Here is a 17,395-nt window from a genome sequence, read left to right as displayed (position 1 = left end):
AGCCCCGCGGGGCCTACCGGACCCGTGGGGCGTGAAGGTAATCGACGAAGGAATCCGCTCAGGCCTCGGCCAGGGAATCGACGATGTAGTTGTTGATCGTGGCCTTTACCACCTCAAGGTGGTCCGACTTGTCGGCTGCGATCAGCTCGGACTGCGGCTTGTCCAGGCTGTACTCCTCCAGGGAGGCCAGGGTGGCCGAACCGTTCTCCACACTGGTCCCGATGCCGGAGTCGAAGGAGGAGTAACGGGTCTTCTGCAGATCCTCGATGTACCCGTCCTCATGCATCTTGGCCGCCACGAGCAGACCGGCCGCATAGGTGTCCATACCCACGATGTGGGCCCGGAAGAGGTCCTCGGGGAGGAAGGAGGACCGGCGGGGCTTGGCATCGAAGTTGAGACCACCGTGCGGACCGATGCTGCCGTTGGCCATGACCTCCCACATGACGGCCGTGGCATCATAGAGGTCCGAGGGGAACTCGTCCATGTCCCAGCCGATCAGCTTGTCGCCCTGGTTGGCATCCAGGGATCCCAGGAAACCGGCCTCGCGGGCCACCCTGACCTCATGCTGATATGTATGCATGGCCAGGTTGGCATGGTTGCCCTCGATGTTGAGCTTGAAGTTATCGGCCAGGCCGTAAGTGCGCAGGAAATTGATGGTTGTGGCGGCATCATAGTCGTACTGATGCAGGGTCGGCTCCTTGGGCTTGGGCTCAATCAGGAACTGTGCATCGAAGCCGATCTCCTTGGCATAGTCCACGCACATGTGGAAGAGCTTGGCCATGTGGTCCTGCTCACGCTTCATTTCTGTGTTCCACAGGGATTCATACCCCTCACGGCCACCCCAGAAGACGTAGTTCTCGGCACCCAGGCGCTTGCCGACCTCAAGGCTGTGCTTGAGCTGACCCGCGGAATAGGCGTAGATATCGGCGAAGGGCGAGGTGCCTGCGCCCGCCTCGAAGCGGGGGTTGGTGAAGAGGGAGGAGGTGTTCCAGAGCAGCTTGACCCCGGTATCCTTCATGTTCCGTTCGATCCGATCGACCACCTTGTCCAGGTTGGCATCGGACTCACGCAGGGTGTCACCCTCGGGGGCCAGATCGCGGTCATGGAAGCAGAAGAATTCGACGCCGAGTTTGGTGAAGAGCTCGAATGCGTAATCCACCTTGGCCAGGGCCTGATCCATGGGATCCTTGTACTTGTAGTAAGGACGCTGAGCGGTCGGATCACCGAAGGGATCCACCAGACCCTGGTTGAAGGTGTGCCACCAGGCCACGGCGAAACGCAACCAGTCCTTCATCTTCTTGCCGGCCACCACCTTGTCCTTGTCGTAATAGCGGAATCCCAGGCCTTCCTTCTCGCCCTTCCGCCCGACATATTCGATCTTGTCGACATCCCAAAGACCCATCAGAATTGCTCCTTTGCCTATGCAGCTATATACAGCGGGAGTCCGAACTCCCTCTCAGGGTCTACGGTAGAGTAACTGACATGATTTGTCAATCCGTTGAATTAACTATATGTCGATTGTGCCATCCGGTCACATACCACCGATTTTCCGGCAAATGAAATGCAGGAAAACACCTCTTCAAAGGAGAGAGGGCACAGAGAGCCCGCCACCTGAAGAGGACGGAGACGGAAAGACCCCGTCTCGGAGCAGACGGGGCCGGGGATTCACCGGTCTGGTATTACTCGCGATCATCCTGCCTGAGCATATCGGCATACCTCCAGATCAGGGAGGATACGCAGCGCAGCTCCGACTCCCGACTAACATGCCGCCAGACGCTGCGGTAGGTCTCGAACCAGGTCTCCAGGTCGTCGGCCGTGGCCCAGGACTCCTGATGGGTGGCCTTGTGCGAGACGATCCCCGTCCGTCCGGCCAGAATCCAGCCGATCCGGTTAAAGATTCGCTGTCCCTCCAAGGCCACCAACTGGGCCTGCATGGTCTGCACGCCTAGACCTCTGCCTCCTGCCGCCGCACGGCCCATGGTCTTCTCAGCCTCGATCAGGCCTTTTTCATGCACGGATACATCCCCGAGGCGTCCTGCCATGGTCGCCATGAACCCCCTTCGGGCCCCCTCCAGGTTGTCGGGAAAGCCCTCGTCCCAGACATGAGGATCGACCTGGGTCAGGAATTCGGCAACATCCTGGTTGACACCACCCTGACCATCATCCAGCTCCATGTACCGGACCATGTCATCCCACCCGAAGGAGACGCAATGGGAGGCCCTGGTGAATCCCTCCATATAGGACCCGTCGGCATTGCCATAGGCCAGGAGGGAGAGGGCACGGTCCACCCGGCTCTTCTCGGCCCCCTCCATCTTCCAGAAACACTGGGAGGCGTAGGCAAGACCGGGCATGCTCATCCTCGGATCGTTGATATGCCCGTAGTCCCCCCAGTCGGTCACCATGGCGCCCACGGCACCATACTTGAGCCCATAGGCACTCAGGCGGGAGATGTTCTGCCAGGCCCCGTCGATGTCCGGAAGCAGGGTGTTCCAGGCATGCACGGCCGCACAGACCACTTGCCGGGCTCCGGTCTCGGCTACCAGACGTACCTTCCCCTCCCCCACCTTCGGGTCATACAGCCAGTTCAGCAGTAGGCAGTCCTTGGGCAGGCGGTCCAGAACAGCGGGCATGGAAACGGCGATGTCACCCCAGTACATGGGGAGTCCACCTTCATGGCGGACATGGTCGCACAGGCGAATCACATAATCCGCGTACATATCGGCCACTCCCCTGCGCTCGGCCTGTTCCCCCGACCGGCCCTTGCCCAGATCGAAGGTCTCGTCCGCCCCGATATTGAACTTGTCGCTCCTGAACAGCTCGGAGTAGGAATCGATCAGCCGGGTCGAGAACTCGAAGGCCTCGGGGTGGGTCACGTTCAGGGTGTGATGCTCCTGACGCTCGATGAAGGAGTAGGGCCTGTCCGCATCCTCGGGGAACTCGCCCAGGTCACGCAGGCCCCTGGTTCTCAGATTGGTGTAGTGGTGGCCGAAGGTCGATATGGAGGGGACCAGCTCAATGCCCAGCCCGGCACAGTAGGCGTCAAAGTCCATGATGTCCTGGGGACGCAATGGACTCTTTCCGCGCCAGGATTCACTCATCCCGTCAAAGGCGAAGGAGTGCTCAATGTAGAGCTGGAGCTGGTTGAACTTATAGAAGGCAAGGATATCCGCCCAGTGCCTGAGCCAGTCCATGGTCGGTACGCGTCCCCTGGTTACATCCAGGCTGTAGGAGCGCAACGGGTAGGCCGGCCTGTCTTCGATGGTCAGGACAGGCAGGACCTGACCACACTGGCGGATGATCTGCCGCAGGGTCTGGACCCCGTACCTCAGACCCTGACCGTCGCCACCGATGATGCGAATGGCGGCAGGGTCCCCGATGGTCAACCGGTATTCCTGATTCCCAAGGTCATGGTCCAGACCCAGTTCGATGCAGGAGGGCCACCGGTCCCCCCGCGCCCTGTCCCAGGTCAGACCGATTGCCGCCTCGATCTCCTCGGAGAGGGTCCGGGCGAGCGTGTCGCCCAGGCTCTGATCCACCCCCCGCGCATAGGCGATCCTCCCGTGAAAGGGCAGGAGGATCTCACCACTGCCATAGGCCAAGGACACCGGGCTGGGTATCAGCTCCAAGGCCCTTCCCTCGGAAGGGGATTGACCGGTCGGACGTTCGCTCGATGACATCATGAGTGGACCTTTCTGAATAGGTGGTTCATGCCTGGTACCGAAATCATGCCCGGTGTTGGAATGAGGCATGGTACGGAGCTTATGCACGGCAGCGAATCCGCGTACGGACTGATCACATGCCCTGAAACGGACGGATTGAACCGGAACCGAATGAAACGACATGGACGGGTGGGCGATGACCGATGAGACCAGACCGACCGGGAGGGGGCGGCCACGATGGGCGGTTACGGCAGGGCGGACGAAGAGGGCGGGGCGGGCGGCATGGGACATGTCCCCCTGACCGCCTCCCGGTTCAGAGGACGCCCAGCTCATGGCGCAACACGTTGGCCACCCCACCAAGGGCGGCGGCATCCCCGCCCAGGCGGGTCGTATGGACGTCCACCCGCTCGATGAAACGTGAGTGGACCCGGTCGTTGATGGTGTTCTCGACAGCGTTCAGGAAGACCCTGCCCACTATTCGCTCGGGACCGGATATGGTCACATCGGTGATGTTGGTCAGGGCCACAGGCAGGGACAGGGCCGTTCCCAGAACCTCCCCCGCCTGGGTCAGCAGGTCGTCGCGGCGGTTGGGATCGTCGGCGATCCTCGCTTCCAGCACCGGGGCCGCAATCAGGGTCTCCAGGCAACCCCGCTTCCCGCAGACGCAGTCCGGGCCGTTCTCGTCAACGACCACATGCCCTATCTCACCGGCCACATAGGCACTTCCCTGCACCACGTGGTCATCGATCAGCACACCGGCGCCCACACCCTTGGCAATGGCCACCAGGATCATGTTGTCGGGCCCGGTGGCGAAGCAACGTTCACCGAAGACCGCACTGTCGGCATCGTTGCTCACCCGGACCACCATCCGCAGGGCACGGTGGAGTTGTTCGGCCAGGTCCAGATCGGTCCAGCCCAGGTTGGGGGCCGCAATGACCCGCCCGTACCGGTCCACGGTTCCCGGTGTCGCCACCCCAAGTCCCAGAATCGGCACCCGGGTCTGCCCGGACAGTCTCTTGCAGAGTGTGACCACGGCCTGGGGGTCAAGATACCCTGCTCTGGGTATCTCCATGTCCTGCCTCACCAGGACCTTCCCGGTCAGGTCGGTCAGGATGCCACGGATGACTCCGGCCTCGGAAAGGTCCACGGCCATGACGTTGGTACCGTCAGCCTTGATGCCGACCAGGACAGCGGGCTTGCCGGGCCTTGAAGAACTTTTGTAGCCCCCCTCGACCACCAGACCGTCCTGGATGAGTCCGGCCACCACGTCGGAGACCGAGACTTTAGATAACCCGGTTATCTTAGCCAGATCCGCCCTGGAGTGCCATTTGTCGGGATAGAGGGCCCGGAGCACGGTCTGTCGGTTCCTGCGGCGGATGTCAGAGGGGAGGGCCGAACGCAGCCTGCGGCGCCCTCCCCGACGGGAGGACCCACCGGATTCCACCTGTGAATTCAAGGGTTCATCCTCCATGGCTCATCTCCAAATCTTTCCGTTCCGTCCGGACCCATCCGGGACCGCCCCCCCCCCAATCCAATCTACTTGACCGAGCCGGTCGTGATGCCCTTGGCGATGTTGCGCTGGACAAGCATGAAGAAGACGACCACCGGCAGGGAGAAGAGGACGGAGGCCGCCATCTGCCCGCCGAAGTCCGTGCCGGCTGGCGTCGTGAAGGACGACAGCCAGACGGGCAGGGTGTACTTGGTCTCATCCTTCATGAAGGTGTAGGCGGTCAGGTAGTCGTTCCAGGCCGTGATGAAGGCGAAGACCGAGGTGGAGACCACGCCCGGGGCCACCAAAGGGAAGGTGATCCTGCGCAGGATCTGCCATTCGCCGGCACCCTCGACCCTGGCCGATTCGAAGATCGAGGAGGGGATGGAGAGGAAGAAACCACGCATGTTCCAGACCGAGAAGGGCAGGACCAGGGCGATGTAGGCCAGGATCAACCCGATGTACTTGTTGAGCAGGCCGAACTGGTTGAAGACGATGAACTGGGGGATCAGCATGGCCGTCCCCGGAATCATCTGCATGGCCAGGATCATGACCATGATGGTCCGGCGCCCCCTGAACCTGTAAAGGGTCAGGGCCGCGCAGGCCAGGAAGGCCAGGAGGATGGAGACGATCACGGCCACGAAGGTGACGATGACCGAGTTCTTCAGGTTGCTGAAGAACTGCGTCTGGAAGATGGCCGACCTGAAGTTCTCCAGGGACCAGTGCGTGGGGACGAAGACCGGGTTGGTGGTCATCACCTCGTTGCGGGGCTTGAAGGCCGTGATGGTCATCCAGTAGACCGGGAAGAACCAGATGAGGCAGAAGACGACAGCGATGAGGTTGGTGCCCAGCCGCCTCCAGTTGAACCGCCGGACTCCATTGCGGACCCCTACCGGATCAGCGCTCTCCGCGGTGGTGCCGACCGGACCGTGCGAACCGGTCGTGCTTGTGATGGTGCTCATAGATCCTCACCCGATTTCAGCAGATTGCGTACATAGACGGAGGTCAGGGCCAGGAGGATGATCACGGTGATGACCGAGATGGCCGCGCCTTGGGCTATGTCGAAGTTGATGAAGGCCTTCTTGTAGGTGAAGACCCCGATGGTGGATGTCGAACCCGAAGGTCCGCCCTGGGAGACCAGCCAGATCTGGTTGAAGACGTTGAAGTCCCAGATGATCGACAGCATGCCGATGACCATGATGCTGGGCGAGATCAGGGGGACGACGATCTGCCAGTAGGTCCTGATCGGGCCCGCGCCATCAAGCTGGGCCGCCTCCAGGCTGGAGGGATCCAGCTGCATGGTGGCCGCATAGAGGGTTATGGCGATGTAGGGCACGGCCTGCCAGACCACCAGCATCCAGATGCAGACGAAGGCCAGGGTGGTGGTGTTGGACCAGGCCAGGTTCGACAGATCGCCAAAGATGCGGAGCCGGGTGAGCAACCAGTTGATGACCCCGTATCCGGGTTGGAAGAGCCAGTTCCAGACCACCGAGGAGGCGACGTTGGGCATGGCCCAGGCGAAGATCAGGACGAAGGTGACCAGGTAGCGCATGACCGTTCCCAGCTTGGTCATCATCTGGGCCACGGCCATGCCGATCAGCATGCTGCCCACAACCAGGGCCGCCGTGAAGAGAAAGGTTCTCAGAAGGGCCATCCAGAAGGTGGAATCACCCAGGACCGTTGCGTACTGTTTCACGCCTGCGACGTTGAACTCCCCCGTGAAAAGGGATCGCTGGTTGAAGTCCGTGAATGAGGTGAAAATCAAAAAGAGAATGGGGACGATCACCAGGGCCAGGAGGATGATCCCGGTCGGGGTCAGCAACATGGCAGCCATGCCATTGTGGCTGTCGGGCCTCCTGCCGGAACGGGCACCTTGACGCCTGATCCGTCCACTGCCTCCCGAGGGCCCTTGGGGCGCCGGGACGGCACTTGCATTGACGGTCATGAGAGCTTCCTTGCTTTGCTTGCCGTATGACGGCCGGTGGGGCGGGCAGGCCCACCCCACCGGAACGAACGATTTCATCAGGGCCGGGTCACCACGGATGCCGACCTGCACGGCATCCGCTTGTCCTGGTCACCCGGCCGGTGTATCAGAGGGGCTCAGCCCTTCTTGCCCAGAACCTCATCCAGGTGGGCGTCGAACTTCTGGGCCGCATCCTTGGGCGAGGAGGTGCCGGTCGCCACGGACTGGGTGAACTCGTTGATGGACTTGTCACCCTCGATGGTGGCCCAGTTGGGAGAGGCCGGCGTGGACTTGGAATCCTTGGCCGCGTCGAAGAAGCCCTTCTGCACCTGGGGGAAGTCCGCGGACTTCATGGCCTTGTCCAGACCCTCGACCGAGTTGGGCAGCCAGCCGTCGTTCTTGAAGACCCACTTCTGCTGGATCTCGTCACTGGCGGCGATCTTGACCCACTCCCGGGCGAGCTTGGCGTTCTGGCTCTTGGCGGCGATGGCCCAGTCTGAACCGGCGACCATGGACTTCTGGTTCTTGCCGGACTGCCCCGGCATGGCGAAGGTGCCCAGGTCGTCGTCCTTCAGGTTCTTGTTGGCCTCCTTGGCGGCCACGATCGAGGCGGAGTTGCTCAGGATGGCGCCGGTCTTCCCGTCGGCCAGGAGCTGATCCATGCTCGGGTCGACCGTGTCAACGGTCTGCGAAGCCTTGGATGAGTATTTGTTCTGGAATTCCTTCCACTGCTCCATGCCCTTGACGGCCTTGTCGGAGGATGTGGTGCCCTTCCAGGTCCCGTCCTTCTGCTCGGCCACGTCACCGCCGGCATCCCAGATGAACTGCAGTGCCGAGTACCAATACTGGCCGGGCATGTAGAAGGGGATGAAGTCCTTGTTGTCGGCGTTCTTGGCCTGGACCTTGTCCAGATCGGCCGTGAACTCGTCCCAGGTCTTGGGGGCCTCGGTCACACCCGCATCGGCCCAGACCTTCTTGTTGTAGATGACTGCGCGGGCTGCCGCGAAGGCCGGAACGCCGTAGAGCTTGCCATCGACGGTGGCCGGATCCTCCAGGCCCTTGATCCAGGTCTGGCCCCCGGAGAGGTCCTTCTTCACATCGGTCAGGTCCATCAGACCGCCGCTGGCCGCGAATCCGGCCACCTGGGTGTTGCCCATGTCGATCACATCGGGCGGGGTCGAGGTGGACAGGGCGGTGGTCACCTTGGTGGTGATGCCGTTCCACTGCTGCACCTGGACCTTGACCTTGGCACCGGTCTTCTCCGTGAAGGCCTTGTTGATGGCGTCCATGGTCTTGTCGGTGTAGTCACCCTTCATGGCCCAGACCGTGATGGTCTTGCCCTTGCCATCGGCATCCCCCGAGGAGGAGGCCTTGCTGGAGGACCCCCCGCCCATCGAGCAGCCACCCAGCGCCAATGCGGCGGCGGTGGCCAATGCCACGCCTGCAATCCATGTCTTGTTTCTCATCGTGAACCTCCAAGGAGCACGTATACCATTCAGCTTCATCGCAGTGGTTATCTCCCCTACCCCACGTCCACTGCCCGCGAGGTAACGGGCGAATCGTCGATGGTGGACCATCGGCAACCGCCAGTGGTTCCAGATCAGTCGGGAAAGATGAGTTTGCAGATCCTCATCGACTCCGTTTCACATTATTTAGTTTTCTTTCCTTACTTTTTCTGGAAACTTATTTAAGTATATAACCGTTGTGCGTCAAGAGCAACTTTCGCACGCCGGTCAGGACAACTTGCTCAGACTCCTGCCGCAGAATGCCAGGCAGACACGGCTTGGGCGGCCTGCCCTACCAGGCCCCCATCCGTAATCTCCAAGCCGGCATCGGCACCCGCACCCGGCCCACCCCTCGAGTCGACCAGCCGCTTCGCGGACATATGGACGGCATCCACACCGAGATCCAGGACCCTGCCGATATCCTCAACCCGCAATCCCCCACCGGCCATGATCTGAATCCTGCCATCCGCCTGCTGGACCAGGTCGGCGATGGCATCCATCCCCTGGCCAACGGACGGCGCCCCACCCGAGGTCAACACCCGGTCGAATCCCAGATCAATCAGGGTCTCCAGGGCTGCGGACCTGTCCGGAACCTGGTCGAAGGCGCGGTGGCAGGTCACCTGGATCGGCCTCCCCTGGCGGTCGGCCTCCTCCCTGGCGGCCTCCAGGAGACGGGCGCTGAGCTCCCGGTCCACGTCACCACGCCCATCCAGGGCACCGATGACCACACCGGCGGCCCCGGCCCGCACGAGGGCACGGATGTCATTGACCTGAACCGCGACCAGGTCCGGATCCGTGTAGTGGAAGTCACCGGCCCTGGGTCTCACCAGAACCTGGACCCCGCCAGGCAGACCCACCCTGCAGACCTCCTGGACCAGACCGATGCTCGGGGTGAACCCACCGTAAGCACCCAGACCAACACAAAGCTCAACCCTGTATGCCCCCTGCCCGCTGGCCACCTTGGCCCCGGCCGGATCCTGGACGGCGATTTCCAATACGGCCCTGTCAGACCCACACATAGTCACTCCTTCGGCACCCAGGCTGAGACGAGTTTCCGCCTAGGACGGCATTTGGCATGCAGACGGTTCGGACGGGACGTCCTCGACGACGCCACCATCTTCAGGCTTGCCATACCAGTCTAGGCACGACTCTCCTGGCGACACGATGGGCAGAGGTAATCCGGAAGATCCGGGCCGGAACAGGAGCTCGCAAAACCCGACGCCGCCAGAACGCGGCGAGGACATGATGCACGGTTCCGCGAGACGCAAGTGCAGAGTCAACAGACTCGAGTGCCCCGGCTCTGAAGCCCCGATCCGAAAATCCGATAATGAAATCCTGACTCCGGACCCCTCCCGGACAAACCATTTCGAAACCCCGATTGCGCAACCCCTCCCGGACAGCCGGATTCGGAAGATTCCGACTTCTTCCAATTACCACCGCCGCGCCCTCCTGTTTCGGAAGACCTGACCGCACTTCGACAGAATCTATAAACAGTGTTAATGTATAAACGTCGTTAATTCATTGTGAATCAAAGGACCCGGATTGGTCCTCATCGGCTCGGCTCAAGGAGGAGGCGGACATGCACCAGAACGGACCTGCCAGCACCCCTGCAGCCATGTCCGAACTCAACCAGTCCCGCATCGTGCAGTGCCTGCATGCCGATGGGGTCAGTTCCCGGGCCGACATCGCCAGGAAACTCCATCTGACGGCCCCCGCCGTGGGCAAGCTGGTCGGCCGATTGATCGACGCCGGCATCGTCAGCGAAACCGGAGAGGTGGCCTCCGGGGGGCACGGCCGGTCCATCGGCCTGAGACTGAACGCCAAGCGCTACCAGGTCATCGGGGTCAAATTCGCCCGAAGCCTGGTCCAGATCGGGGTCTTCGACATCGGCGGCCACCTCCTAAAAATGGAGGAGCTGCCGCCGGTCACCGACGGGGACGTGGAGTCATGCGTCCATGAGGTGAGGCGCCGCATCAAGACCCTTCTTGACCGGAACCCCTCCATCGTGGCCATCGGTATGGCCGTGCCCGGCCCCTACCTGCGCGAGGAGGGGCGGATCGCCGTCGTCACCAGCATGCAGGGCTGGCGGGGCGTCAACTTCATCGAGGAGTTCGGCAGGACCTTCCGGGTCCCCACCTTCATCGAGCAGGACGCCCGGGCCGGAGCCATGGCCGAGGCCCTCTTCGACACCCGTATCAAGGGGGCCAACCTGGCCTACTACCTGGTGGGCGAGGGTGTCGGCCTGGGGGTCATCGACCAGGACAACCTGGTCAACGGAAGCCTGGGCACCGCCACGGAGATCGGCCATGTCAGCATCGACATGAACGGGACCACCTGTGAGTGCGGCAACCGGGGATGCCTGGAATGCTACTGCTCGGCCGTGGCCATCCACACCCTGATGGGTGGGGCCGACCACAGGGGCCACTTCCCCGGCCTGGAGGCCATGACCCACAAGGAGGCCTGCAACCTCCTCTTCGACATGGCACGCCAAGGCGAACCGACGGCCGTCAGTCTCCTCGACCAGGTGGCCGACTATGTGGGCTACGGGTGCGTCACCATCGTCAACGCCTACAACCCTGCGCAGATCGTCATCGGCGATCTGGTGGCCCAGGCGGGGCGGCCCCTCCTGGACCGGGTCAGGACTTTGGTGGCCGACCGGGCCCTCCCCCAGGTGCGCGACCATACCGAGATACTCCTATCCGAACTCCCCGCCGACGCCACCCTGACCGGGGCCGCCGCCGTTGCCGCCAACCAGTTTCTGGAGCATCCCTCGAGCCTGGGAGGGCAGGGATGAAGGAACCGGGCAAGATTTCGTACCAATCACAGAACCATCATCAATCACAGAATCACCACCAGGAAAGGTACACCATGACCGCAAAGCCCATAGTCCTCAGTATCGGCGAACTTCTTTGGGACGTGCTGCCCTCGGGCAAGCGCGCCGGAGGGGCCCCCGTCAACTTCAGCTACCACGCCGCCAAGAACGGTGCAGACGGGTATGCCTTCAGCGCCGTGGGCAATGACGACCTGGGCCGGGAGCTGGAAGAGGCCATCCAGAAGGCCGGCGTCAAGGCCATCCTGCAGCACAACGACCACCCCACCAGCACGGTCGAGGTGGAACTGACCGAGGGCATACCCCAGTACATCTTCAAGCCGGATGTGGCCTGGGACCACCTGCGCTGCACCAAGGAGCTGGCCGACCTGGCCAAAAAGGCCGACGCGGTCTGCTACGGCACCCTGGCCCTGCGCAGCGACGAATCACGCAAGGCCGGCCTGGAGGCCCTGAAGGACACCCGGCCCGATGCCATGCGCTTCTTCGACATCAACCTGCGCGGCACCTTCTACTCCAAGGACCTGATCCAGGAGCTCCTGGACATGGCCACGGTCTTCAAACTCAACGACGAGGAGCTGGTGCTCCTGCGCGACATGTTCCAGATTCCCGGCGACACGGATGCCGAACTCTGCCAGTGGTTCATGGACCAGTACCACCTGAACACCATCGTGCTGACGGCAGGCGGTGCCTACAGCACCATCTACCTCGCCGACGGGGAGACCTCGCGCATCCAGACCCCCAAGGTCGAGGTCGCCGACACGGTCGGCGCCGGGGATGCCTTCTCGGGCACCTTCGCCATCAACCGGCTCCTGGGCGCCACCCTGGTCCAGGCCCACCGGGCAGCAGTCAACACGGCCGCCTTCGTCTGCACCCGGCAGGGTGCCTGGCCGGAATACCCCGACCGGATCCCCGACTACCTGGCACGGGAAGGTCGCTGAATCAACACGGATGACCGCTCGTTCCGGTTGAGCATGACCGGGACGAGCGGGTATTCCATACCATCGGATTCCTCATAAGCAGGCCTCGTAAAGAGCCGGTGCCCGATCCCGATCTTTGGCGGATGCCGAAAGGTCAGGATCCCCAAGGGGCGTCACCAGATGCCGATGACCCTCCACCACCCCAATCCGACGGTGAGGAACACCACAACGGTGACAAGACCGCATATCAGACCGATTCTGAGGAACTCCGAGGTCTTGACGTATCCGGCACCGTAAATCAATGCGGCAGGTCCTGACGCGTAATGGGTCATTGCGCCAATCAGACCGCTGGCGCACCCCAGCATCAGGGCGGCGGGCACGGCCGGGACCCCGGCAGCCACGGCCACACTGACGAAGAGGGTGTAGATGGCCGCCACCTGGGCGAGCTCCGAGGCGAACATGTAGTGGATGAAGAAGTAGAAGAAGGTCAGGATGACCAGAACCAGCACCCAGGGCATCCCCTTGACCAGGTTTGCGATGATCCTGCCGGCCCAGGTGGTCACGCCCAGGGTGTTGAGTGGTTCAGCCATTCCCACCAGAACACCGAAGAAGATGAGGGTGGACCAGGCCGACTTGTTGGCGACCATGTCCTGCCAGGTGATGATCTTTGTGCAGAGGAGGACCGCCACACCCATGAAGGCGACGGTGGTCGCATCAATCTTGATGATGGAACCGGCGGCCCAAAGCACCAGCATGACCACGAACGTGACAGCCATGATCCACTCGTGCATGCTTAGGGGGCCGAGATTCCTGAGCTCGTTCCTGGCATCGGTCTGTGCCTGGGGCACATGCTTGATGGTCGGCGGGAATATCCTGTAGATCAGGGCCGGGATCAGAATCAGACAGATCAGGCCGGGCACGATGCCAGCCAGGGCCCACGAACCCCAGCTGATGTCGATATGCATCTTCTGAGCCAGCTGGGAAACGACGGGGCCGGCCGCCATGGCCGTGATGAACATGGCCGAGGTGATGGCATTGACATTGTTGGCCGTCACCGCCAGATAGGCGCCAATCCGGCGACGAGACTCATCCGACTTCGGAGTGGACTCCTGAACATCGCTGATCGAGGTGATGATCGGGAAGAGGATGCCCCCCAGACGGGCCGTATTGGATGGGGTGGCAGGGGCCAGGACCAGGTCTGCGGCGGAGAGACCATAGGCTATGCCCAGGCTTGACTTGCCGAGTCTGGAGAGGAAGACCAGGGCGATCCGCCGGCCCAGCCCCGTGGAGACGAAACCCTGTGCAATGAAGAATGCCGCCACGATCAACCAGATCGAAGAGCTTCCCAGTCCACTGAAGGCGACCTTCTTCGGATCCAGGGCATCGGTCAGCATGCCGACCGTCATACCGATGATGGCCACCGCCGAGGTGGGCAGCGGCTGCAGGATCAGTCCGAGGATGGTGCCGACGAAGACACCCAGCATATGCATCCCCTGGCTGGTCAGACCCGTAGGCGGCGGAATCAGGAAGATGGCAAGCCCCACCACGACGCAAATCACCGACTTGATCAACTGCCCCGTATTGAAGGGATGGGACCCGGCCTCGGCAACACCGCCGCCTGCCTGGGAACCACCCGGCTCCCTTTGGGTTTCCTTGTCCGACATAAGGCGCTCCTTCGCACTTCAAGAGTTGAAATATCACTGTCCCGGGCCACGGACATCTTCGTCAGGCCCCTTGATGTACCACACACTAGGCAGAGCGCCCAGGCCCGGCAAATAAGTTTCGCCAATATGGGCATGCCCTCACCGGCCCTTATTTCTGGGCGGTTTTCGGCACCATGACACTGTTGGACCATATTGCCCAAACCTATTTGCGGGCCGGTGCTGACCTTTCTAGGCTGACTGCCAAGAGCCCGGCAATGCAGCCGGCCTTATCGCGAAGGACAAGTGAAACCATGACAGGTTCCGACACCATCAACGACTCCTACGCCAATCAGGGACTTGGCTTCGACCTCAAAGAACGGATGAATCTGGGGCTGGACGGCCTCCTGCCTGCGGCCGTACAAGACCAGGACCAGCGCGAGCGCATCGTCCACCAGCGTTTCCTCAAGCAGCCCACCGACCTGGACAAGCGCCTCTATCTGATGAGCATCTGCCGCACCGACCGGCGACTGTTCTACCGGAGCATGGACAGGCATCTGACCGAATACATGCCCATCGTCTACGCCCCGACCGTGGCCCAGTCCATCCAAAGGTACGACGAATACTATTCAGGCAGCGACGTGGCCTACATATCCATCGACCGGCCCGACAGGATCGGCGCCGCCCTGGAGCAGTACGCCGGGGATCGTGAAATCGACCTGGTGGTCTGCACCGACGCGGAGGGAATCCTGGGCATTGGGGATTGGGGCGCCCAGGGGGCCGAGATCCTTACCGGCAAGCTGGCCGTCTACACAGCCGCGGCGGGCATCGACCCCTCCCGGGTACTACCTGTCATGGTGGATGTGGGTACCAACCGCCAGACCCTCCTGGAGAATCCGGACTACGTGGGCAACCACTTCGCCAGGGTACGCGGACAGCGCTACGATGACTTCATTGAATCCTTCGTCCGGGAGGTCCTGGCCCGATACCCCGAGGCCCTGATTCACTGGGAGGACTTCGGCCGACCCGAGGCGGCACCCGTCCTGGAACGCTACCAGAACACAATCCTGACCCTGAATGACGATATACAGGGCACCGGTGTCACCGTTCTGGCCGCCCTGATCGCCGCCAGGAACATTGCCGGACTCACAGCCGAGGAAACCCGAACCGTGGTCTTCGGCGCCGGGACCGCCGGGGTGGGCATTGCCGACCAGATCGTCGATGACCTGGTCCTGCGCCACGGCATGGATACGGAAACCGCCCGCACGAGTGTTCTCCTCTTCGACCGCCAGGGCATGATCATCCAAGGACAGGATGACCTGACCGAAGGCCAGCGCAAGTATGCAAGAAAGCCCGGCGAGTTCCCCACGGTCACTGACCCCACCTCCCTGGCCCAGGCAGTGGATGCCTTCCAGCCCACGGTCCTGATCGGCACCTCGACCCAACCGGGTTCGTTCACCGAAGATGTGGTCAAGGCCATGGCCAGGCATGTGGAACGGCCATTGATCTGCCCCATCTCCAACCCAACCGAACTGGCCGAGGCCAAGGCCGCCGACATCATCAACTGGACCGAGGGAAGGGCCTTCGTCACCACCGGTACGCCGTCCGCCCCGGTTGAGTACCGAGGGGTCACCTACTACATCGGCCAGGGGAACAACGCACTCATGTACCCCGGAATCTGCTTCGGTGCCATCGTCTCCAAGGCCAGGTTGGTGAGCAAGGGGATGCTTCTGGCGGGTGCCTACGCCATCTCCGACATGATCGATGTCAGCAGGCCCGGTGCCGCCGTCCTGCCGGCCGTCAACGACCTGAAAGAAATCTCCCGAAGGGTAGCCACGGCAGTCGCCAGGCAGGCTGTCGAAGAGGGCCTGAACAGGGAGGAGATCGGCGATGTGGACGAGGCAGTCGCCAAGGCCCAATGGCACTATGACGACTGACAGATGGGCGGATACGGGGCCATCCATCAATGACCACTCACGCTCATCGATGGATGGCCCCGCCCGGCCGTGATACTGAAACCCGACGGGATGCATGGTGCCGCGTCGGGTTTCCGTATGAATCTGAGACGAAGCCAGACCTTGGTGCAGTTGAGGAACATCAACGAGGGCATCGGCTCAACAATCATCGTTTCCAGCGCCTGCCCTCTTCACACCTGCGGGTGGAGACTGATAGCATGGTTGGATTGAAGAAAGCAACAAAGGCGTTCGTTTTACAGGTATTGCAATCCTCGGCAACGGCCACTGGAGACGGAAGGAGCAATGAGGGCCCATGGCCTACATCGACAATGTCCGTGATCTGGAATTGCTCATCCTGCTAGCCAAATACGGAAGTTTCACCGACGCTGCCCTGGAGGCCGGGGTATCGCAACCATCGGTTTCACAGGCCATCAAACGACTTGAAAAGAAGACCGGCATCCATCTGGTCCACCGTCAACGGTTCGGGGCGGAAGGCGGTGCACGGTTGAGCGCGGCCGGCCTGGCCGTTGCCGAACAGGCCGGCCGCGCTCTGACCGAGATCAACGCCCTTCCCCGAATCATCTCCGAGAGCCTGACAACGCGCGTTCGCAATATAGGCCTTCCGCCCATCATCTCCTCCCTCCTGTCCATCGGAGGTGGTGTCGCCTGGACGGACGATTCATCAGGGCTCTCCTTCCATGCCGTCGGATCCCAGAAGCTGCTGGGCGAAATCGAGGAGCACAAGGTCGACTACGGTGCCGTCGCAAGCATCGACGAATCCCTGAGCGTCTCCGGAGTGGAAATGACCAAACTGGCCTCTTACCCCTTCGGCATGGCCTGTACCGAAGGCATGGTGGAACGACTGGGAACACAGGGAATGACATCCCTGCGGCCCGAAGATCTGATCAAACTGCCTCAAGACATCCCCTTTGTCACGCTGAACCGCGACTTCGTCCATTCCAGGGCCTCGGAACGGCTGATGCGCCTGTCCGAACCGGTCAGCCACCTGATAGAGGTCTCCGACGTGGAGACCCTGAAGATGATCACCACATCTGGCTTGGTCTGCAGCCTGATCACCTCTGCCGGCATACGGAAATCCGACGGCCTGCGGTTCATCCCCTTCACCGGGGGGAACATGCCACGCTTCAACGTCTTCCTCTTCAACGACACCAGCAGGCCGGCCTACGAGGAGGATCGACAGGAGGTGAGGAACTTCTCCTCCTTCGCCTTGGAACGACTGACCAAGGCCAGCTGAGCACCCTGTCCAAGTGCCCGAACCTTGCCCTCTCATCCTCAGAGGATTCTTTGCGTGTCCAATCGTCCGAACTTACTGAACATATCCACTGCAGGAATAATCGGAATCCCGACCTGTTGTATACTTACAAGACCGGCGGGTTCATGCCGGTGAGCTTGATAACTCAAGATTGGGGCTGATCG

12 protein-coding genes are annotated in these 17,395 nt (G+C 61.8%); 4 read left to right on the top strand and 8 right to left on the bottom strand.

Annotated features, from left to right (window positions below; all coding sequences use genetic code 11):
* Positions 1-58: 58 nt before the first annotated feature.
* From xylA to Q0K62_RS06310, 7 genes are all read right to left on the bottom strand, one after another.
* Positions 59-1,402, bottom strand: coding sequence for a xylose isomerase (gene xylA, locus Q0K62_RS06340; RefSeq protein ID WP_297317136.1), 1,344 nt, complete (start codon positions 1,400-1,402; stop codon positions 59-61).
* A 277-nt stretch (positions 1,403-1,679) separates the two neighbouring features.
* The gene (locus Q0K62_RS06335) at positions 1,680-3,680 is read right to left on the bottom strand and encodes a glycoside hydrolase family 20 zincin-like fold domain-containing protein (RefSeq protein ID WP_297317135.1); all 2,001 of its coding nucleotides are present in this window, start codon (positions 3,678-3,680) and stop codon (positions 1,680-1,682) included.
* Positions 3,681-3,972: 292 nt separating this feature from the next.
* Positions 3,973-5,130, bottom strand: coding sequence for an ROK family transcriptional regulator (locus Q0K62_RS06330; RefSeq protein ID WP_297317134.1), 1,158 nt, complete (start codon positions 5,128-5,130; stop codon positions 3,973-3,975).
* Positions 5,131-5,195: 65 nt separating this feature from the next.
* Complete coding sequence (locus Q0K62_RS06325; RefSeq protein WP_297317133.1) at positions 5,196-6,110, bottom strand: carbohydrate ABC transporter permease; 915 nt, start codon at positions 6,108-6,110, stop codon at positions 5,196-5,198.
* Positions 6,107-7,093 carry a sugar ABC transporter permease gene (locus tag Q0K62_RS06320; RefSeq protein WP_297317132.1) on the bottom strand — a complete coding sequence of 329 codons (987 nt, stop codon included), beginning with the start codon at positions 7,091-7,093 and terminating at the stop codon, positions 6,107-6,109. The genes Q0K62_RS06325 and Q0K62_RS06320 overlap by 4 nt, the downstream gene beginning before the upstream one ends.
* A gap of 155 nt (positions 7,094-7,248) precedes the next feature.
* The gene (locus tag Q0K62_RS06315) at positions 7,249-8,577 is read right to left on the bottom strand and encodes a sugar ABC transporter substrate-binding protein (RefSeq protein WP_297317131.1); all 1,329 of its coding nucleotides are present in this window, start codon (positions 8,575-8,577) and stop codon (positions 7,249-7,251) included.
* A gap of 281 nt (positions 8,578-8,858) precedes the next feature.
* A complete protein-coding gene (locus tag Q0K62_RS06310; RefSeq protein WP_297317130.1) occupies positions 8,859-9,635 on the bottom strand; it encodes a copper homeostasis protein CutC in 777 nt (258 codons plus the stop codon).
* 560 nt (positions 9,636-10,195) lie between these two features.
* Between Q0K62_RS06310 and Q0K62_RS06305 the strand changes: the two genes are divergently transcribed.
* Positions 10,196-11,410, top strand: coding sequence for an ROK family transcriptional regulator (locus Q0K62_RS06305; RefSeq protein WP_297317129.1), 1,215 nt, complete (start codon positions 10,196-10,198; stop codon positions 11,408-11,410).
* Positions 11,411-11,484: 74 nt separating this feature from the next.
* Complete coding sequence (locus Q0K62_RS06300; protein WP_297317128.1) at positions 11,485-12,384, top strand: carbohydrate kinase; 900 nt, start codon at positions 11,485-11,487, stop codon at positions 12,382-12,384.
* A 152-nt stretch (positions 12,385-12,536) separates the two neighbouring features.
* On the opposite strand, the gene Q0K62_RS06295 is transcribed toward Q0K62_RS06300, so the two are convergent.
* A complete protein-coding gene (locus Q0K62_RS06295; protein ID WP_297317127.1) occupies positions 12,537-14,027 on the bottom strand; it encodes a DASS family sodium-coupled anion symporter in 1,491 nt (496 codons plus the stop codon).
* A gap of 173 nt (positions 14,028-14,200) precedes the next feature.
* On the opposite strand from Q0K62_RS06295, the gene Q0K62_RS06290 reads away from it, so the two are divergent.
* Positions 14,201-15,940, top strand: coding sequence for an NAD-dependent malic enzyme (locus Q0K62_RS06290; protein WP_366515891.1), 1,740 nt, complete (start codon positions 14,201-14,203; stop codon positions 15,938-15,940).
* 331 nt (positions 15,941-16,271) lie between these two features.
* Positions 16,272-17,213, top strand: a complete 942-nt coding sequence (locus Q0K62_RS06285; RefSeq protein ID WP_297317125.1) for a LysR family transcriptional regulator — start codon at positions 16,272-16,274, stop codon at positions 17,211-17,213.
* Positions 17,214-17,395: the final 182 nt, after the last annotated feature.

The sequence above is a fragment of the uncultured Bifidobacterium sp. genome (genome assembly GCF_945269915.1).
GTDB lineage: Bacteria > Actinomycetota > Actinomycetes > Actinomycetales > Bifidobacteriaceae > Bombiscardovia > Bombiscardovia indica.
Note: the sequence above shows the minus strand (reverse complement) of the source record. Positions and strands in the feature narration are given on the sequence as shown.

Bases quoted from the DNA above. Each gene is read 5' to 3' on its own strand.
- Q0K62_RS06335 (WP_297317135.1), bottom strand. From the start codon at position 3,680: ATGATGTCATCGAGCGAACGTCCGACCGGTCAATCCCCTTCCGAGGGA.
- xylA (WP_297317136.1), bottom strand. From the start codon at position 1,402: ATGGGTCTTTGGGATGTCGACAAGATCGAATATGTCGGGCGGAAGGGC.
- Q0K62_RS06330 (WP_297317134.1), bottom strand. From the start codon at position 5,130: ATGGAGGATGAACCCTTGAATTCACAGGTGGAATCCGGTGGGTCCTCC.
- Q0K62_RS06300 (WP_297317128.1), top strand. From the start codon at position 11,485: ATGACCGCAAAGCCCATAGTCCTCAGTATCGGCGAACTTCTTTGGGAC.
- Q0K62_RS06285 (WP_297317125.1), top strand. From the start codon at position 16,272: ATGGCCTACATCGACAATGTCCGTGATCTGGAATTGCTCATCCTGCTA.
- Q0K62_RS06305 (WP_297317129.1), top strand. From the start codon at position 10,196: ATGCACCAGAACGGACCTGCCAGCACCCCTGCAGCCATGTCCGAACTC.
- Q0K62_RS06290 (WP_366515891.1), top strand. From the start codon at position 14,201: ATGACACTGTTGGACCATATTGCCCAAACCTATTTGCGGGCCGGTGCT.
- Q0K62_RS06315 (WP_297317131.1), bottom strand. From the start codon at position 8,577: ATGAGAAACAAGACATGGATTGCAGGCGTGGCATTGGCCACCGCCGCC.
- Q0K62_RS06325 (WP_297317133.1), bottom strand. From the start codon at position 6,110: ATGAGCACCATCACAAGCACGACCGGTTCGCACGGTCCGGTCGGCACC.
- Q0K62_RS06320 (WP_297317132.1), bottom strand. From the start codon at position 7,093: ATGACCGTCAATGCAAGTGCCGTCCCGGCGCCCCAAGGGCCCTCGGGA.
- Q0K62_RS06310 (WP_297317130.1), bottom strand. From the start codon at position 9,635: ATGTGTGGGTCTGACAGGGCCGTATTGGAAATCGCCGTCCAGGATCCG.
- Q0K62_RS06295 (WP_297317127.1), bottom strand. From the start codon at position 14,027: ATGTCGGACAAGGAAACCCAAAGGGAGCCGGGTGGTTCCCAGGCAGGC.